This is a genomic window from Stenotrophomonas sp. 1337 (assembly GCF_031455455.1).
Taxonomy (GTDB): domain Bacteria; phylum Pseudomonadota; class Gammaproteobacteria; order Xanthomonadales; family Xanthomonadaceae; genus Stenotrophomonas; species Stenotrophomonas indicatrix.
The window spans coordinates 380,910-395,437 of the sequence record NZ_JAVDSR010000001.1; the positions used below are offsets into that span (position 1 = coordinate 380,910).

Sequence of the window (14,528 nt, forward strand, 5' to 3'; positions counted from 1 at the left end):
GGGAACGGTGGCGGCCCCAGCCAGGACGGCACCGAGGGCAGGGAGCAGCCATCAGCGGTGAGGACCACCGACACGGCGCCGCCGGGCGCGGGACAGCGCCCGGCGGCAGGAGGGCGGTAGATCCACGTCATGCGTGGACGCCTCTCAGTAGATCCACGCCATGCGTGGATGGCTGGGTCAGCTTTCAGTGCCGACCAACGGTCGGCACCCACCAGAGCAGGCTTGGCAGCAAAGCAGGCCTGGCAGTAGATCCACGCCACGCGTGGATGCCGTCCAGTAGATCCACGCCACGCGTGGATGCCTCTCAGTAGATCCACGCCATGCGCGGATGGCTGGGTCAGCTTTCAGTGCCGACCAACGGTCGGCACCCACCAGAGCAGGCTTGGCAGCAGAAGCAGGCCCGGCAGTAGATCCACGCCATGCGTGGATGCCTCTCAGTAGATCCACGCCATGCGTGGATGGCTGGGTCAGTTTCAGTGCCGACCAACGGTCGGCACCCACCAGAACAGGCGTGGCAGCAGATGCCGGCCTGGCAGTAGATCCACGCCATGCGTGGATGCGCGTCAGAGCGCCACCACCCGCCGGTAATTCAACGGCCCGCGCCCATCACGCAACCCCAACCGCAACTCCAGACCGGTAGCCGGCAAAACCTCCCCCTGGCTCGGCAGCATCGCCCAACCCACCCCTGGCTGCCACGCCCGCACCTCGAAACGCTGCACATCACGGGCCACCAGCAACCCGCGCGTTGGCTCGGGCGCAGGCAGCGGATAATGATCGGAAGGCGCACCGCTGGCACGCCACAACGTGCTGCCTTGCCGCCACCAGCGAACGCGCTGCCACTGCAGCCCATCACTACCGACGCTGCGGGTGATCTCCAGCGTGAAGCCACCATCGGGGTGGCGCTCACTGGTCAACGACGGCGGCAGCAGCCGCGCGGGTTGATCGGCCGGGCGCACCGCGCCGTTCATCAGCGCATCGTCAGCGCGCATCTCGATATCGCGCTGGAACTGCTGCAGCACCCGCATCGCCGTGCTGGTCTCGGCATCGGCCTGGCGCAGGCGCTGGTCCGTATTGGCCACGCTGTCCAGGGCGCGCCAGCAGATCACCGCCAGCACGCCCATGATGGTGATGGCGATCATCACCTCGATCAGGGTGAAACCGCCCGCCGCGCGTTTCATGGCGCCGCCGTCCACGGCAACTGCAGGCGCGTCAGCGATTGTTTCGGTGCATCTTCGGCCACCACGCTCAACTCCAGCTGCGGTTGTCCGTCGGCGCCATTGCCCAGGTGCTGCTGCACCAGGAAGCGGGTGCGCCCCTGCAGGCACAGCAGACGTGCATCGCCGGGAGGCTGTGCGGACAGACGCAGCTCCTGCCAGCGGTCCTGCGCGCACAACAGGGCCAGCCGACGGTCACGCAGACGCGACTGGTCATCGGTCGCCACCGCCACCGAGCGCATCACCGCCGCCAATGCGATGGCCACGATGGCCAACGCGATCAGCACCTCAATCAGGGTGAATCCGTGTTGCTGCCGTTTCACTGCAGGACCTGCAATTGTCCGCTGCCATCATCACGAAGACGCAGTCGACGACCGTCCAGCGACAACGCCAGCTCCCACGGCACACCAATCCATTCGGGGCTCAGCTCGATGGCGGCCATGGGTTGAACGGTGATGCCACGGGTCTGCCACTGCTGGGGGCGCAGCAGGTCATCGCGCCGCAGCTCGACCCAGCCCTGGCTGTCGCGGCGGCTGAAGCGGTAGCCCTCTGAAGTGGCCTGCCAGCGGATCGGCCGACCATCGATGCGCGCTTCATCGCGAGCGACCTGCAGGCGCTGCGCCAGCCGCTCCGAGTCCTGGCGCAGCTGCCGCGCGGGGTCGAGCAGGCTGCCCAGGCCGAGGCCGATACCCGCCGTGCAGATGCCGATGATGACCAGCACCACCATCAGTTCGATCAGCGTGAAACCGCGTGGCCTGCGTTGCATCGCACATCGCTTCCCGTCCTTGCCGATACCTGCCAGCGTAGGCGCGGATGATGAAACAAAAGCGTCAGCGTCAGCTGCTAGCGTGGCCGCACAGGAACCTGGCGAAGGTGCGGAACATGGACGGCAGGCGTTGGGATCGCAATCGCACGTTGACCCTGCTGGCGGCCATGCTGCTGCTGACCGTGGCGGGATACTGGGGCATGGCCCTGTTCATGGCGCCGGCTCGCGCTGCCGCCGCCACGGTGCAGGTCGCCGTACCCGCTGCCCCGGCCTTCGACGACGCTGCGAGCGCACCGCTGGTGCGGCTGCTTTCGCCAGGTGCAGTACAGACCGAGGTGACCGTGCTGGGGGTGATGGCAGGGCGGCAGGCGCCACTGGCATTGCTGTCGGTGGATGGGGCGCCTGCCCAGGCCTATGCACCGGGCCAGCGTCTCGGCCCATCCACGGTACTGGCAGCAATCAGCGCGAACGCGGTTGAACTGCAACAGGCAGGCCAGCCGCGCTCGCTGCCCGTGCCCGAACTGCCGCCCATGCCTACCGATGGCATCGTTCCCGCCGCCGTGGGACGGCACTGAACACGGCTCAGCGCGCTGGGCGCTGTGGCACCACCGAACGCCCGAACGCATCGCCCATGCGTTGCCGCGTGCCCTCCAGGTTGTACTGCAGCAACTGGTTGCCGGGCTTGCGCATCAAGCGTTCGGCCTCGGGAAGATTGGGATGGAGGGCGTTGTTCTCTGCCGGCGCCAGCTTGCGTTGCAGGCAGTCCCAGGCGGGGATGCGCTCGCCATTGACCTGTACTTCGATGCATGGCGCTGCATCTGGCTGTTTGGCAGCCTGCTCGGCCCGCGCCCAGGGCGAAGCCAGAGCCAGAACCAACGTCAGGCAGAGGGCAGGGCGGTTTGGCGTAAGCAGAGTGGTGTGCATCCTGAATCACCCGAGGCAGCAAGCGCTTTGCAATGAAGACGTGTGCCAGGCGAAGTGTCCGCCTGCGCCTGTTTCAGCATCGTCAACAGATGACAGTGCTGTCACAAAACTGTTGGCGGTTTTGACGCGGCCTGCACGTCCTGTTGGTAGACCCACGCGCCGCTCCCTGGCCATTCCCTTCGATACGACGCGATGCCTTCGATGACTCCCGTTCCGTGCCGTGCCGTTCGCCTTCCGCTGCGCCTGCATCCCTTGCTGCTGGCCCTGGCGTCGCTGCCGTCTCCAGCGTTCGCGCAGGACGCCGCGCCAGCGCCCACGGTGAACATCAACGAGTACATCGTGCGCGGCAACACCGTGCTCGATGCGCGCCAGATCGAACGCGCGGTCGAACCGTTCCTCGGCCCCGGCAAAACGCTCGCCGATGTCGAGAAGGCGCGCGATGCAGTCAACGCGCTGTACCAGCAGGCCGGCTACCAATCGGTCTATGTGGAGCTGCCCGAGCAGCAGGTCAACGCGGGCGTGGTGCTGCTGAAGGTGCAGCAGACGCCCATTGGCCAGCTGCGCGTGGTCGGTGCCCGCCATGACTCACCCGAGCGCATCCGTGAGCGGGTGCCGTCGTTGGCTGAAGGGCGCGTGCCCGATTTCGACCAGGCACAGAAGGAACTGACGGCGCTGAACGAAGGGGGCCGCCGTCAGGTGATGCCATTGGTGCGCGAAGGCCAGGTGCCGGGCACCATGGATGTGGACCTGCAGGTGGAAGAAAAGTCACCCTGGCGTGCCAGTGCGGCGCTCAACAACGACCACAGCGCCGATACCGAGAAGCTGCGCCTGAGTGCATCGCTGGCCCACGACAACCTGTGGCGGCGCGGCCACAGTGCGAGCATCGGCGTGTTCATCGCGCCGGAAGACACCCACCAGGCAAAGGTGTTCTCCGCCTCCTACACCGTTCCCTTCGAGGGCACGCCGTGGAGTCTTGAGGCATCGGGCTACACGTCCGACAGCCGCGTACTCAATGCCGGCGGACAAGGCGGCGCAGGCACGGGCACCGGCACCAACGTGATCGGCAACGGTCATTCGATCGGTCTCAAGCTCAACTACCGCCTGCCGGGCAGCAGCGCTTGGTGGCGCCAGCTCAGCCTCGGCGTGGACTTCAAGGACACCGAAGAAGACACGCAGATGGGCAAGGACAGCCTGAAGACGCCCTTGAAGTACGCACCGGTCACGCTGGCCTTCGTCGGCGTGCGCCAGGGCGAGCACGATCAGCTGAGCATCAACACGCAGCTGGTGGCGGGAACCCGGCGTCTGTTCGGTTACGGCAGCAACGCCACCGATTTCGGTCAGAAGCGCTACTGGGCCGATCCGAGTTTCGTGGCCTTCAAGGCCGATGTCTCCAACACGCACACCTTCGGCAACGACTGGCAGTGGTATGCGCGTGGCTCGCTGCAAGCGACCGATGCACCGCTGGTCTCGGCCGAACAGTTCGCCGCCGGCGGCATGTACACCGTGCGCGGCTACCTGTCGGCCGAAGCGATCGGCGACTACGGTGGCCTGGCCAACCTGGAATGGCGCACCCCGGCGTGGTCGCTGTGGAGCGGTACCGACCTGCGGCTGTACAGCTTCGCCGACGCGGCCTACCTGCGCCTGCGTCAGCCGCTGCCGGAACAGCGCGACAAGTACAACCTGGCGTCGGTCGGGCTGGGCGCGCAGCTGCGCCTGGGCGAACACCTGCAGCTGCGCCTGGACTACGCCTGGCCCTACGCCGATGGCCCGGTCACGCGCAAGGACGACCCGCGCCTGCATTTCAACATCAGCACCAGCTACTGACCCTTCCCTTGAGATGCGTTCTCCGGAGACCTTTTGCATGGACCGTCTGCTTTCCCGAATGTTGCTGCTGTTGGCTGCGCTGATCGCGCTGCCCGCCGCCGCGGCCGATGCCAACTGGTGGCAGGCCGAATGGAAGTACCGCAAGCCGATCACCGTCGACGCAGGCCCACAGGGCGCGGGGTTGACCGGCAACCCCGGGCGTACGCCGCTGCTGCTGCGCCTGCATACCGGCAACTTCGGTTTTGATGGCACCCAGGAGGGTGGCAACGACCTGCGTTTCGTTTCTGCCGACGGGCGTACGGTGCTGGCCCATCAGATCGAGCAGTTCGACCCGAACCTGGGCCTGGCCCTGGTCTGGGTGGACGTTCCGGCACTGACCGCCAGCGCGCCGCAGACGATCTGGATGTACTACGGCAATGCGAAGGCACCGGCCAGCGGCAATGGCCAGCAGGTGTTCGATCCGGACTACACGCTGGTCTACCACTTTGCCGAAGCCAATGCGCCGGCGCGTGATACCACGGCCTACGGCAACACGGCCGGTGCGGTAGTGCCTGCGGCGGAAAGCACGGTGATCGGGCGTGGCGTGCAGCTGGGCGCTGGTCCACTGCCGCTGCCGGCCAGTGCTTCGCTGGCACAGGAAGCGGGTGCGCCGCTTACCGTTTCTGCCTGGATCAAACCGGGCGCGCTGACCACCGCGCAGGCGATCTATGCCCGCCGCGACGGCAGCGCCGAGCTGGTGGTGGGGATCGACAACCGGGTGCCGTTCGTGCAGCTCAACGGTCAACGCAGCACGCCGGCGCAGCCGATTCCGGAAGGGCAGTGGGCGCATGTTGCGGTTACCGCCGAGAAAGGGTCGCTGCAGCTGTATCTGAACGGTCGCGTGGTGGCCCAGCTCAGTGGTGAGTTGCCGGCACTGACCACCGCAGCGGTGGTGGGTGCCGATGCGCCGGGCGCGGCGCAACCGCTGGCCAACTTCGATGGCGCGCTGGATGAACTGCGCATCTCACGCGTAGCACGCCCGGCGGCGCTGCTGCTGGCAGATGCCACCGCGCAGGGCGCCGATTCGCGCCTGATCAGCTACGGCGCCGACGAGCAGTCGGCCGGGCAGAGCCACTTCGCCTTCATCCTCAAGGCGATGCCGTTCGATGCCTGGGTGGTGGTCGCCATCCTCGGCCTGATGATGCTGTTGTCCTGGGCGATCATGATCGCCAAGAGCCGTCATTTCGGCCGCACCAGCAAGGCCAATGCGGTGTTCACCGAGAGCTTCAGCAAGCTCTCCGGCGTGCCGCTGCGCACGTTGTCCGAGATGGACCGGCAGGGCAAGGTGCCGACGGCGATGCACGATGGCTCGCTGTGGCGCATCTACCAGGTGGCCATCGATGAAATGCAGCAGCGTCATCAGCGCGATGGCAACTCCGGCTACCTGAGCGCGGCCACCATCGCCGCCATCCGCGCGTCGATGGATGCGGTGATGGTGCGCGAACAGGAAGCGATGGCGAGGCGCATGAACTGGCTGTCGACCACCATCGAGGGCGCACCGTATGTCGGTCTGTTCGGCACCGTGATCGGCATCATGCTGGTGTTCGTGGTGGCGGCGATGGCCGGTGCGGTGGACATCAACTCGGTGGCCCCGGGCATGGCGGCAGCGCTGCTGTGTACCGCCGCCGGCCTGGGCGTCGCGATTCCTGCGCTGTTCGGCTACAACTGGCTGGGGGCACGCGCCGAAGCGATCGGCGCCGACATGGCGGTGTTCATCGACGAGTTCGCCGCCCGCCTGGCCGAAGAGCAGGACGGGCGCGGCCCGGCCGTGGTCCAGGGCTGAGGGGCCGGCCATGGGCTACAAGGCGAAGTTCGGCATCAAGAAGCGCGAGAAGGGCATCAACGTGACGCCCTTCGTCGACGTGCTGCTGGTGGTGTTGGTGATCTTCATCCTGACCAGCAACGCCTCCATTCCCGGCATCGAGGTCAACCTGCCGAAGGCCAGCAACAGCACCGCACTGGAGAAGCCCAAGACCAAGGCGATCACCATCGACCCCAGCGGCCAGGTGTTCCTGGATGCCTACCCGGTGACGATGACCGAGCTGGAGGACCGCCTGCGTACCGAACGGGCAACCTCGCCGGATTTCCCGGTGATCGTGCGCGGTGATGCGCAGGTTCAGTACGCACGCGTGGTCGAGGTGCTGGATCTGCTGCGCCGGCTGGAGCTGGCCCAGGTCGGCCTGGTCACCGGCAAGGCGCAGGGCTGAGGCATGGCCGGTCATCGACCACCCCTGCAGGAGCCCGGTACGCGCGGACGCCAGTTGCTGGTGACGATCGCGCTGGTGCTGGCGGCGCTGCTGGTACTGGGTGTTGCCGTGTGGTGGCTGCTGTTCAAGGACACCGCCAGCACCCGCCGGCCGGTGCTGCAGCCGCCTATGCTGGCGTTGCCACCACCGCCGCCGCCGCCACCACCACCACCGGAAAAGCCGCCTGAGCCGGAGACGCCGCCGGAAGAGACCGTGCCCGAGCCGGAGCCGCTGGAGCAGCCAACGCCGGCCGAAGAACCGACGCCGACGCCGGACAACGCCGACCCGGTGACCATGGACGCCGATGCACAGGCCGGTGGTGACAACTTCGGCATCCAGTCGGGCAGCGGCGGTGGCTCGTCCGGCGTTGGCCGCGGCGGTGCCGGCAACGCCAGCTATGGCCGCTACCTGGGCTATCTGATGCAGCAGGCGATTTCGCGCGACGCGCGGGTCAAGCGCCTGGCGTTCCAGCTGCAGGTGAATGTCTGGCTGGCGCCCGATGGCCGGCTGGAGAAGGTCGAGCTGGTGCGTGGCAGCGGCAACGAGGAGGCCGACGTGGCCGTGCTTGAAGCACTGCGACAGATCGGCAGGGTCGACCAGATGCCACCAGCGTCGCTGGATTTCCCCGCGCGCGTGCTGATCCAGGGGCGCCGTCCCGGCGCGTGACCGATGACTTCCGTGATTTCCCTTCTTCCGATGAGAACCGTGATGAACGACCACGACCGCGCTCGAACCGCATCCCGCCGCCCACGGCCGGCCCGACGGGCGTTGCTGTGCTGCGCCGTACTGCTCAGCCTGGCCGTTCCGGCCGGTGCGATGGCGGCCGAAACCACCATGGTCAAGTTGATCAAGGGGCTGATCGCCAGCGGCGCGCTCAAGCCCGAAGACGGCCAGGCCCTGTTGGTGCAGGCCGAAGCAGAAGCGGCGGCTGCGCAACGCGGCACCGCGGTCAGCGCAGCCAGCAGCGGCGGCGTGGCGCTGGAAGCCGGCGACGTACGTGTGCCGTACGTGCCGCAGAGCGTGCGCGATGGCATCCGTGATGAGGTACGCCAGGACGTGATGGCGCAGGCCAAAGCCGAGGGCTGGGCCGCGCCGAACGAGGTGGCCGAGTGGACCAAGCGCATCAAGGTCAGCGGTGACATACGTGTGCGCAGCGAATCGCGCTTCTACTCCGAGCGCAACAGCGACATCGAGACCAACTGGGCCTCGGTGAACGCCGGCAACGGCTTCGATACCAACAACAACACCAACCTGCAGCTGCCGCCGCTGCTCAACACCCGCCAGGACCGCCGCAATCTGTGGCGCATCCGCGCACGGCTGGGCATCGAAGCGACGATCGGCCAGCACACCACCGCAGGCGTGCGCCTGGCCAGCGGCAGCAGCAACGGGCCGGTGTCCACCACCGAACAGCTTGGCGGTGGCCTGGGCAAGAAGGACGTGTGGCTGGACCAGGCATGGCTGGCCTACAGCCCGGCCGACTGGGTGACGGTGCGCGGCGGACGCTTCGGCAATCCGTTCTGGACCAGCGACACGCTGTTCTCCAACGATCTGAACTTCGACGGCCTGGCGGCCAATCTCAGCTACGACCTCGCCGAGGACGTCGGCCTGTTCGGCAACCTGGCGGTGGTGCCGTTGGAGTACACCTCCGACAGCGCGCCCAGCCAGAGCCGGGTGAAGACGCCCAACGAGAACAAGTGGCTGTCCGGTGCGCAGGTGGGGGTGAACTGGCGCTTCAACGATGACAACAGCCTGCGTGCGGCGCTGGGCTACTACGATTTCAAGAACATCAGTGGTCGCCTGTCGTCTCCCTGCGCGCTGTACGCCGGCGCGGTCGGTTGCGATACCGACTGGTCGCGGCCGGCGTTCATGCAGAAGGGCAACACCCTGATGCTGATCCGCGACATCGCCCGCAACCCGTTGGATCCGGCCAACACGCCCACGCCGCAGTACGTGGGCCTGGCTTCCGCCTTCCGCCTGGCGACCTTCAACCTGCGCTGGGATACACAGCTTGCGCAGGACATCGGCATGCGCCTGGATGCGGACTACATCCGCAACCTGGCCTATGACAAGCAGGCCATGTTCGCGCGGGCCAACAACGGCATCGTCAACAACTACGGTGCCGGTGGCAGTGCCAGCATCGACACCTTCCGCAGTGGCGACACCGCCTGGATGCTGCAGGCCACCTTCGGCGCCACCGAACTGAAGGAGAAGGGGCAGTGGCAGGCCCTGCTGGGCTACAAGCGGATCGAGGCCGATGCACTGCCCGATGCCTACAACGATCCGAACTTCCACCTGGGCGGCACCAATGCGCGCGGCTACTACGTGGGCGGCGCCTATGCGCTGGACGCCCGCAGCTGGATCAGCGGCAAGTGGATGGCGGCCAAGGAAGTGTCGGGCCCGCCGTTGTCGATCGACGTGTTCCAGCTGGAGTTCAATACCGGTTTCTGATCGGACAGCGTGACCACAGTCACGACACGTGTGGCGGGGGCGCGGCAATGCGCCCGTCTAGGAAAGGAGACCACGCGTTGCACAAAGGAGGAGTGGATGAGCCGTCACAAACTGTTCGAGAGTTCCGAGCCCGCCGCGCAGGCACTGGGCATCGGGCCGGCCTATGTCTCGGTGGAGGGATTGCGCCAGCATCTGGCCGAATTCCTGCTGTATGCAGGACGGCCGGTCGTCATCATGCGCGGGCGCAGCGAGGTCGGCTATTTCCTGCCGGCACGCTGCTGGCGCCAGCGCGAGGATGATCCGCTGGCTGCCGCCGCGGCCGATCAGCTGCTCGGTGCCGCCGGCTTCCAGGTCGAAGACATCCAGCAGGTCGAACAGGAGTTCAACGCCATGCGCCAGCGCACCGTGCTGCATTCGCGGCGTTGAAACCAGGGCCGCCGGGCATGGCCCGGCGTTACCTGATGGCGCCAGGCTCCTCCGGTAGCGCCGGGCCATGCCCGGCGATCAGGCAGCAGCCCCGCGCTCGCTGGTGATCCGTGCACCTTCGCGCATCACCAGCGTCACCGGGGTCTTTTCCACCACCTCCAGCAAGCGCTGCCACTGCGCATCGCTCAGCTCGGCGGTGGCATGCAGCACGCGGTGCACATGGAAGCGTCCATCCGCATCACGTTCGGAACGTAGCTCGGCGTGGAACTCGCCCAGCTCCCAGCCCTTGCGCTGCGCGTACATGCGCAGGGTGATGGCGGTACACGCGGCCAGCGAGGCCAGGTACAGGTCGAACGGGGCGAAGCCCTTGCCCTGGCCGCCGAGCGAAGCGGGTTCATCGGCCGCGACATCGAAATGGCCGTTGCTGATGTGGTGCAGGTAGTTGTCGGCGGTCGAAACAATGCGTGCGTAGGCCATGGGAATCCCCGGTGGTAGGGCCGAGCCATGCTCGGTTGCGGGAAAAGGCGGCGCCAGCCGGAGCCGGAGCCGCCAAGGAATCACTCGGTACGATCGTACGAGAACTGGATGCCGGCCGTGCCACCGGTTTCGATGAAGAGATTCATGAAGGCCGGCACGGTCTCCGCCCGTACCCAGTCGCGCTGCAGTTCGCAGAACAGCTGCGTCACGCTGATCAACTGGCCGCCGGCCTGTTCAATGCGGCGCAGCGCGGCATCATGCGCGGCCAGCGACGTGCCGCCCACCGCGTCGACCACCACGTAGACCTCATAGCCTTCCTTCAGCGCATCCAGCGCGGGGAAGGTCAGGCAGGCTTCGGTCCACAGCGCGGTCATGATCAGTTTCCTGCGGCCGGTGGCCTCCACCGCCTTGCGGAACTCGACATCTTCCCAGGAGTTGATGGTGGTGCGGTCGTAGGTCGGGTAGTCGCCCAGCACCTTGCGCAGCTGCGCGATCGGCGGCTTGTTCAGGCCGGTCTGCACGTTCACGGTCGAATGCACGATCGGCAGGCCATAGGCGACCGCCGCCTTGGCAGTGCCGACGATGTTGTTGACCAGCAGCTGGCGGTCCATCGAGGCGATGGAGTTCACCTGTACCGGCTGGTAGTCGATGATGATGAAGGCGGAATTCTGCGGGGTCAGCAGGTGGTCGCTGGCGGGGTCGCGGATCGGTTCACTGGCCATGGGGGTGTCCTGGTCGGGGTTGGCTTGCGGTGGTGCCGGCGGCGTGCCGGCAGGCGGAAATCGCCGCGGATGCAGCGGCTCAGCTCCGCTGCGAATCCAGCTGCTCGTGGTTCTTCTGCACGTCCTGCGCTTTCTGGTAGCTCTCGATCAGCAGCTGGTAGTTGGGGAAGATCTGCGTGTAGATCGCGGCCCACTGCTGGGCGTCCTCGCGGTTCCAGGTGTGCTGGATTTCCGAGGCGACCGCAGCGGTATCCATCGGCACCACACCGGCCTGCACCACGCGCGCCAGGGTGATTTCCTCGGCCATCTTCGAATAGGTACCGGAGGCATCGACCACCGCGAACACCTGGTAGCCGTCGGCGACGGCGGCAATGGAGGGGAAGGCCATGCAGACGCTGGTGATGGTGCCGGCAATGATCAGCTGGCTGCGGCCGGTGGCCTTCACCGCGGCGACGAATTCGGGGTTGTCCCAGGCGTTGATCTCGCCCCGTCGCGCTACGTATTGCGCATGCGGTGCGGCGTCATGGATCTCCGGGATCAGCGGGCCGTTCGGCCCCTGCGGTACCGACGCGGTGGTGATCACCGGCATCTTCGCCAGCGTGGCCATTTTCGCCAGGGCGGTGGCGTGCGCGCGCACCGAAGTGAACGGCATGTCACCGATGGTCTGGAACAGGCCACTCTGGTGGTCGATCAACAGCATCGCGGCGTTGTCCGGGTCGATCACCGGGCGGGCGCCGTTGAAGTTGGCGGGGGTACTCATGGTCAGTCTCCTGGGGAGGGGGGCGAAGGCCCGGAATGCGGCGGGCGGTTGCCCGCCGCAATGCAGTGGATCAGTGCGCGATCTGGCCGAAGCGGCCGCCGTTGAAATCGTTGACGGCCTGGCTGATCTCGGCCTGGGTGTTCATCACGAACGGGCCATAGCCCACCACCGGCTCGTCGATGGGTTCGCCGCTGAGCAGCAGCACGGTGGCGTCGCTGTCGGCGTCGATGAACACGTCTTCGCCGCTGCGGTCGAAGGTCACCAGCTGTGCTTCGCCGACTGCCTGGCCGCCGTTGATCCGCACCGTGCCCTTCAGCACCACCAGCGCCAGGGTGCGGCCATCGGCCACCGGCAGCTCGGCGTGCTGGCCCTGCAGCAGGCGGATGTCCCACACGTCCATGGGGGTATGGGTACGTGCCGGTCCAGCATGGCCATCGAATGTCCCGGCGATGACGCGTACGCGGCCGGCACCGTCGGGCAAGGCCACTGAAGGAATCTGCGCATCGAGCAGGGTCTGGTAGCCCGGTGCGCCCATCTTGTCCTTGGCGGGCAGGTTCACCCACAGCTGCACCATGTCCAGGGTGCCGCCGCGCTTGCTGAATTCCGGCGTGTGGAATTCCTCATGGAGGATGCCGGAGGCAGCGGTCATCCACTGCACGTCACCCGGGCCGATGGTGCCGCCGGCACCCGTCGAGTCGCGATGGGCCACCTCGCCTTCGTACACGATGGTGACCGTCTCGAAGCCGCGATGCGGATGCTGGCCGACCCCGCGCGGGGTCTCGCTGGGCGGAAAACTGTACGGCCCGGCGTAGTCCAGCAGCAGGAACGGGCTCAGGTGCTGGCCGTGAGTGTTGTAGGAGAACATCGAACGGGCGGGGAAGCCGTCGCCCACCCAGTGCGGGCGGGGGGCGCTGTAGGTACCGGTGACACGCTTCATGGCGATCTCCTGACCGGGGCAACCGGTCGCTGTTTTTCGTTGCGGAGACGATATCGGCGTGACAATGGGCCCGGTAGTCGGCAGAATTTGCCGTCATAGTCCTATTTTGTGAACGATGAAGGCCCAGCAAGGGCCGCAGGAGATCGTCCCGTGTTCATCGCCGACATCCGCCGCTGCGATCTGAACGACCTGTTCTACTTCGCCATGGTGGTCGAGCATGGCGGCTTCTCGCAGGCCGGGCGCGCGCTGGCGATGCCCAAGTCCAAGCTCAGCCGCCGCATTGCCCTGCTGGAGGAGCGGCTGGGTGTCCGCCTGATCCAACGTTCGACCCGCCGCTTCTCGGTCACCGAGATCGGCCAGGACTACTACCGGCACTGCAAGGCGATGCTGGTGGAGGCCGAAGCGGCCGAGGAGGCCATCGCGCTCTCGCGTGCCGAGCCACGGGGCACCCTGCGGCTGGCCTGTCCGATCGCACTGCTGCACGCGCGCGTTGGCGCCATGCTGGCTGACTTCCTGGCCCTGCATCCGCAGGTGACCCTGCAGCTGGATGCCACCAACCGGCGCGTGGACGTGGTGGGCGAGGGCGTGGATGTGGCCATCCGCGTGCGCCCGCCACCGCTGGAGGACAGCGATCTGGTGGTGCGCGTGCTGGCCCGCCGCATCTGGTGCACCGCTGCCAGCCCGGCCTTGCTCAAGCGCATGGGTACGCCGAAAGTGCCGGCTGATCTGGCGATGATGCCGACCGTGGACCTGGCATCGCCCGCCCAGGTGCATGCCTGGGAATACGCCGGGCCTGAGCAGGTGCAGGCCAGCGTGCACCACCGCCCGCGGCTGGTCAGCGATGACATCATCGCCCTGCGCAGTGCGGCGGTGGCGGGTGTCGGCGTGCTGATGCTGCCGCGGATGATGATCACCGACGAACTGGCCAGCGGCGCGCTGGTGCCGATCCTGCCGCAGTGGCAGCCCAGGCACGGCATCGTGCATGCGGTGTTCCCGTCGCGGCGCGGCCTGCTGCCGGCGGTACGCGCGTTGATCGATTACCTGGCCGAGCGTTTCGAGGCGCTGGAAGAGCCGTAGATCCAGGCCGTGCGCGCAGCGTGGCGGATGACCGGGGGTGCAGGATCGACGGTTGCCGCCTACACTCCCGGTCCGGACCGTCGCCATCACGCCCATCATTCCCCGGTCCGGCCTTGGCACTTATGTCTCCCAATGCCCTGGCGCTGATCGAGCTGTTGATCCGCGAGCGCCGTGCGTTGTCCCGCTTCATTGCCCGCTACCTCGACCCGGCCAGTACCGAGGACACCCTGCAGAACCTTTATCTGAAGGCCAGCAGCGTGCCCGGCGATCCGCCGATCCTGGAACCGCGCGGGTACCTGTACCGCATGGCCTACCACCACGCGCTCAACCGCAGCCAGGCCGACGCACGCGAACGGCGGGCGATGGCGGAGTACGCCAGCGACCTGGCCGATGCCAGCACTGATGGCCAGGCGCAGGCGCTGGACCAGGCCCAGCTGCGCGAGATCAGCCAGACCATCCTGGCGCTGCCGCCGCAGGTGCGCGAGTGCTTCGTGCTCAACCGCTACCTGGGGCTGAGCGAACGCGAGATCGCCGAGCGCCTGGGTATTTCCAAGAGCGTGGTGGGCAAGTACGTGATGCGCGCGGCCCTGCTCATCCAGCAGCACCAGCGGGGAAGCCGCGCATGACCGGCATGTGCCGTGGGCAGATGCTGCTCGCCGTTGTCTCAA

At 67.0% G+C, this 14,528-nt stretch carries 17 protein-coding genes; 9 read left to right on the forward strand and 8 right to left on the reverse strand.

Annotated elements, in window-relative coordinates; genetic code table 11:
- Positions 1-563: 563 nt before the first annotated feature.
- The 3 genes from J2X70_RS01700 to gspH are packed head-to-tail and all read right to left on the reverse strand — an operon-like array spanning position 564 to position 1,980.
- Positions 564-1,178: a prepilin-type N-terminal cleavage/methylation domain-containing protein gene (locus J2X70_RS01700; protein WP_218787608.1), complete on the reverse strand. Its 615-nt coding sequence runs from the start codon at positions 1,176-1,178 to the stop codon at positions 564-566.
- A complete protein-coding gene (gene gspI / locus J2X70_RS01705) occupies positions 1,175-1,537 on the reverse strand; it encodes a type II secretion system minor pseudopilin GspI (protein ID WP_025874376.1) in 363 nt (120 codons plus the stop codon). The genes J2X70_RS01700 and gspI overlap by 4 nt, the downstream gene beginning before the upstream one ends.
- The gene (gene gspH / locus J2X70_RS01710; protein WP_309908577.1) at positions 1,534-1,980 is read right to left on the reverse strand and encodes a type II secretion system minor pseudopilin GspH; all 447 of its coding nucleotides are present in this window, start codon (positions 1,978-1,980) and stop codon (positions 1,534-1,536) included. The genes gspI and gspH overlap by 4 nt, the downstream gene beginning before the upstream one ends.
- Positions 1,981-2,096: 116 nt before the next feature.
- On the opposite strand from gspH, the gene J2X70_RS01715 reads away from it, so the two are divergent.
- Positions 2,097-2,555: a general secretion pathway protein gene (locus tag J2X70_RS01715; RefSeq protein WP_080148891.1), complete on the forward strand. Its 459-nt coding sequence runs from the start codon at positions 2,097-2,099 to the stop codon at positions 2,553-2,555.
- A gap of 7 nt (positions 2,556-2,562) precedes the next feature.
- Here J2X70_RS01715 and J2X70_RS01720 read toward each other — a convergent pair whose 3' ends face one another.
- Positions 2,563-2,904 (reverse strand): hypothetical protein, encoded by a 342-nt coding sequence (locus J2X70_RS01720; RefSeq protein ID WP_099842634.1) that lies wholly within the window; start codon positions 2,902-2,904, stop codon positions 2,563-2,565.
- Positions 2,905-3,105: 201 nt separating this feature from the next.
- Here J2X70_RS01720 and J2X70_RS01725 point away from each other — a divergent pair, with 201 nt between their 5' ends.
- The 6 genes from J2X70_RS01725 to J2X70_RS01750 all read left to right on the forward strand — a co-directional run bounded on the left by J2X70_RS01725 (position 3,106) and on the right by J2X70_RS01750 (position 9,887).
- Positions 3,106-4,728 carry a ShlB/FhaC/HecB family hemolysin secretion/activation protein gene (locus J2X70_RS01725; protein WP_218787606.1) on the forward strand — a complete coding sequence of 541 codons (1,623 nt, stop codon included), beginning with the start codon at positions 3,106-3,108 and terminating at the stop codon, positions 4,726-4,728.
- A gap of 37 nt (positions 4,729-4,765) precedes the next feature.
- Positions 4,766-6,550, forward strand: coding sequence for a MotA/TolQ/ExbB proton channel family protein (locus J2X70_RS01730; RefSeq protein ID WP_279207069.1), 1,785 nt, complete (start codon positions 4,766-4,768; stop codon positions 6,548-6,550).
- 10 nt (positions 6,551-6,560) lie between these two features.
- Positions 6,561-6,974, forward strand: a complete 414-nt coding sequence (locus tag J2X70_RS01735; protein WP_025874382.1) for a biopolymer transporter ExbD — start codon at positions 6,561-6,563, stop codon at positions 6,972-6,974.
- 3 nt (positions 6,975-6,977) lie between these two features.
- The gene (locus J2X70_RS01740; protein ID WP_309908581.1) at positions 6,978-7,679 is read left to right on the forward strand and encodes a TonB family protein; all 702 of its coding nucleotides are present in this window, start codon (positions 6,978-6,980) and stop codon (positions 7,677-7,679) included.
- 42 nt (positions 7,680-7,721) lie between these two features.
- Positions 7,722-9,461, forward strand: coding sequence for a putative porin (locus J2X70_RS01745; RefSeq protein WP_309908583.1), 1,740 nt, complete (start codon positions 7,722-7,724; stop codon positions 9,459-9,461).
- Between the two features lie 96 nt (positions 9,462-9,557).
- Positions 9,558-9,887 carry a hypothetical protein gene (locus J2X70_RS01750; protein ID WP_309908585.1) on the forward strand — a complete coding sequence of 110 codons (330 nt, stop codon included), beginning with the start codon at positions 9,558-9,560 and terminating at the stop codon, positions 9,885-9,887.
- A gap of 78 nt (positions 9,888-9,965) precedes the next feature.
- Here J2X70_RS01750 and J2X70_RS01755 read toward each other — a convergent pair whose 3' ends face one another.
- The 4 genes from J2X70_RS01755 to J2X70_RS01770 all read right to left on the reverse strand — a co-directional run bounded on the left by J2X70_RS01755 (position 9,966) and on the right by J2X70_RS01770 (position 12,783).
- Positions 9,966-10,364 (reverse strand): OsmC family protein, encoded by a 399-nt coding sequence (locus J2X70_RS01755; RefSeq protein ID WP_025874386.1) that lies wholly within the window; start codon positions 10,362-10,364, stop codon positions 9,966-9,968.
- A gap of 80 nt (positions 10,365-10,444) precedes the next feature.
- The gene (locus J2X70_RS01760) at positions 10,445-11,086 is read right to left on the reverse strand and encodes a hydrolase (RefSeq protein ID WP_301864567.1); all 642 of its coding nucleotides are present in this window, start codon (positions 11,084-11,086) and stop codon (positions 10,445-10,447) included.
- Between the two features lie 79 nt (positions 11,087-11,165).
- Positions 11,166-11,846, reverse strand: coding sequence for a hydrolase (locus J2X70_RS01765; RefSeq protein WP_218787603.1), 681 nt, complete (start codon positions 11,844-11,846; stop codon positions 11,166-11,168).
- A gap of 70 nt (positions 11,847-11,916) precedes the next feature.
- Positions 11,917-12,783, reverse strand: coding sequence for a pirin family protein (locus J2X70_RS01770; RefSeq protein ID WP_134832649.1), 867 nt, complete (start codon positions 12,781-12,783; stop codon positions 11,917-11,919).
- Between the two features lie 150 nt (positions 12,784-12,933).
- On the opposite strand from J2X70_RS01770, the gene J2X70_RS01775 reads away from it, so the two are divergent.
- Both J2X70_RS01775 and J2X70_RS01780 read left to right on the forward strand, forming a co-directional pair.
- Positions 12,934-13,860, forward strand: a complete 927-nt coding sequence (locus J2X70_RS01775; protein ID WP_309908591.1) for a LysR family transcriptional regulator — start codon at positions 12,934-12,936, stop codon at positions 13,858-13,860.
- Between the two features lie 122 nt (positions 13,861-13,982).
- Complete coding sequence (locus J2X70_RS01780) at positions 13,983-14,486, forward strand: RNA polymerase sigma factor (RefSeq protein WP_025874391.1); 504 nt, start codon at positions 13,983-13,985, stop codon at positions 14,484-14,486.
- Positions 14,487-14,528: the final 42 nt, after the last annotated feature.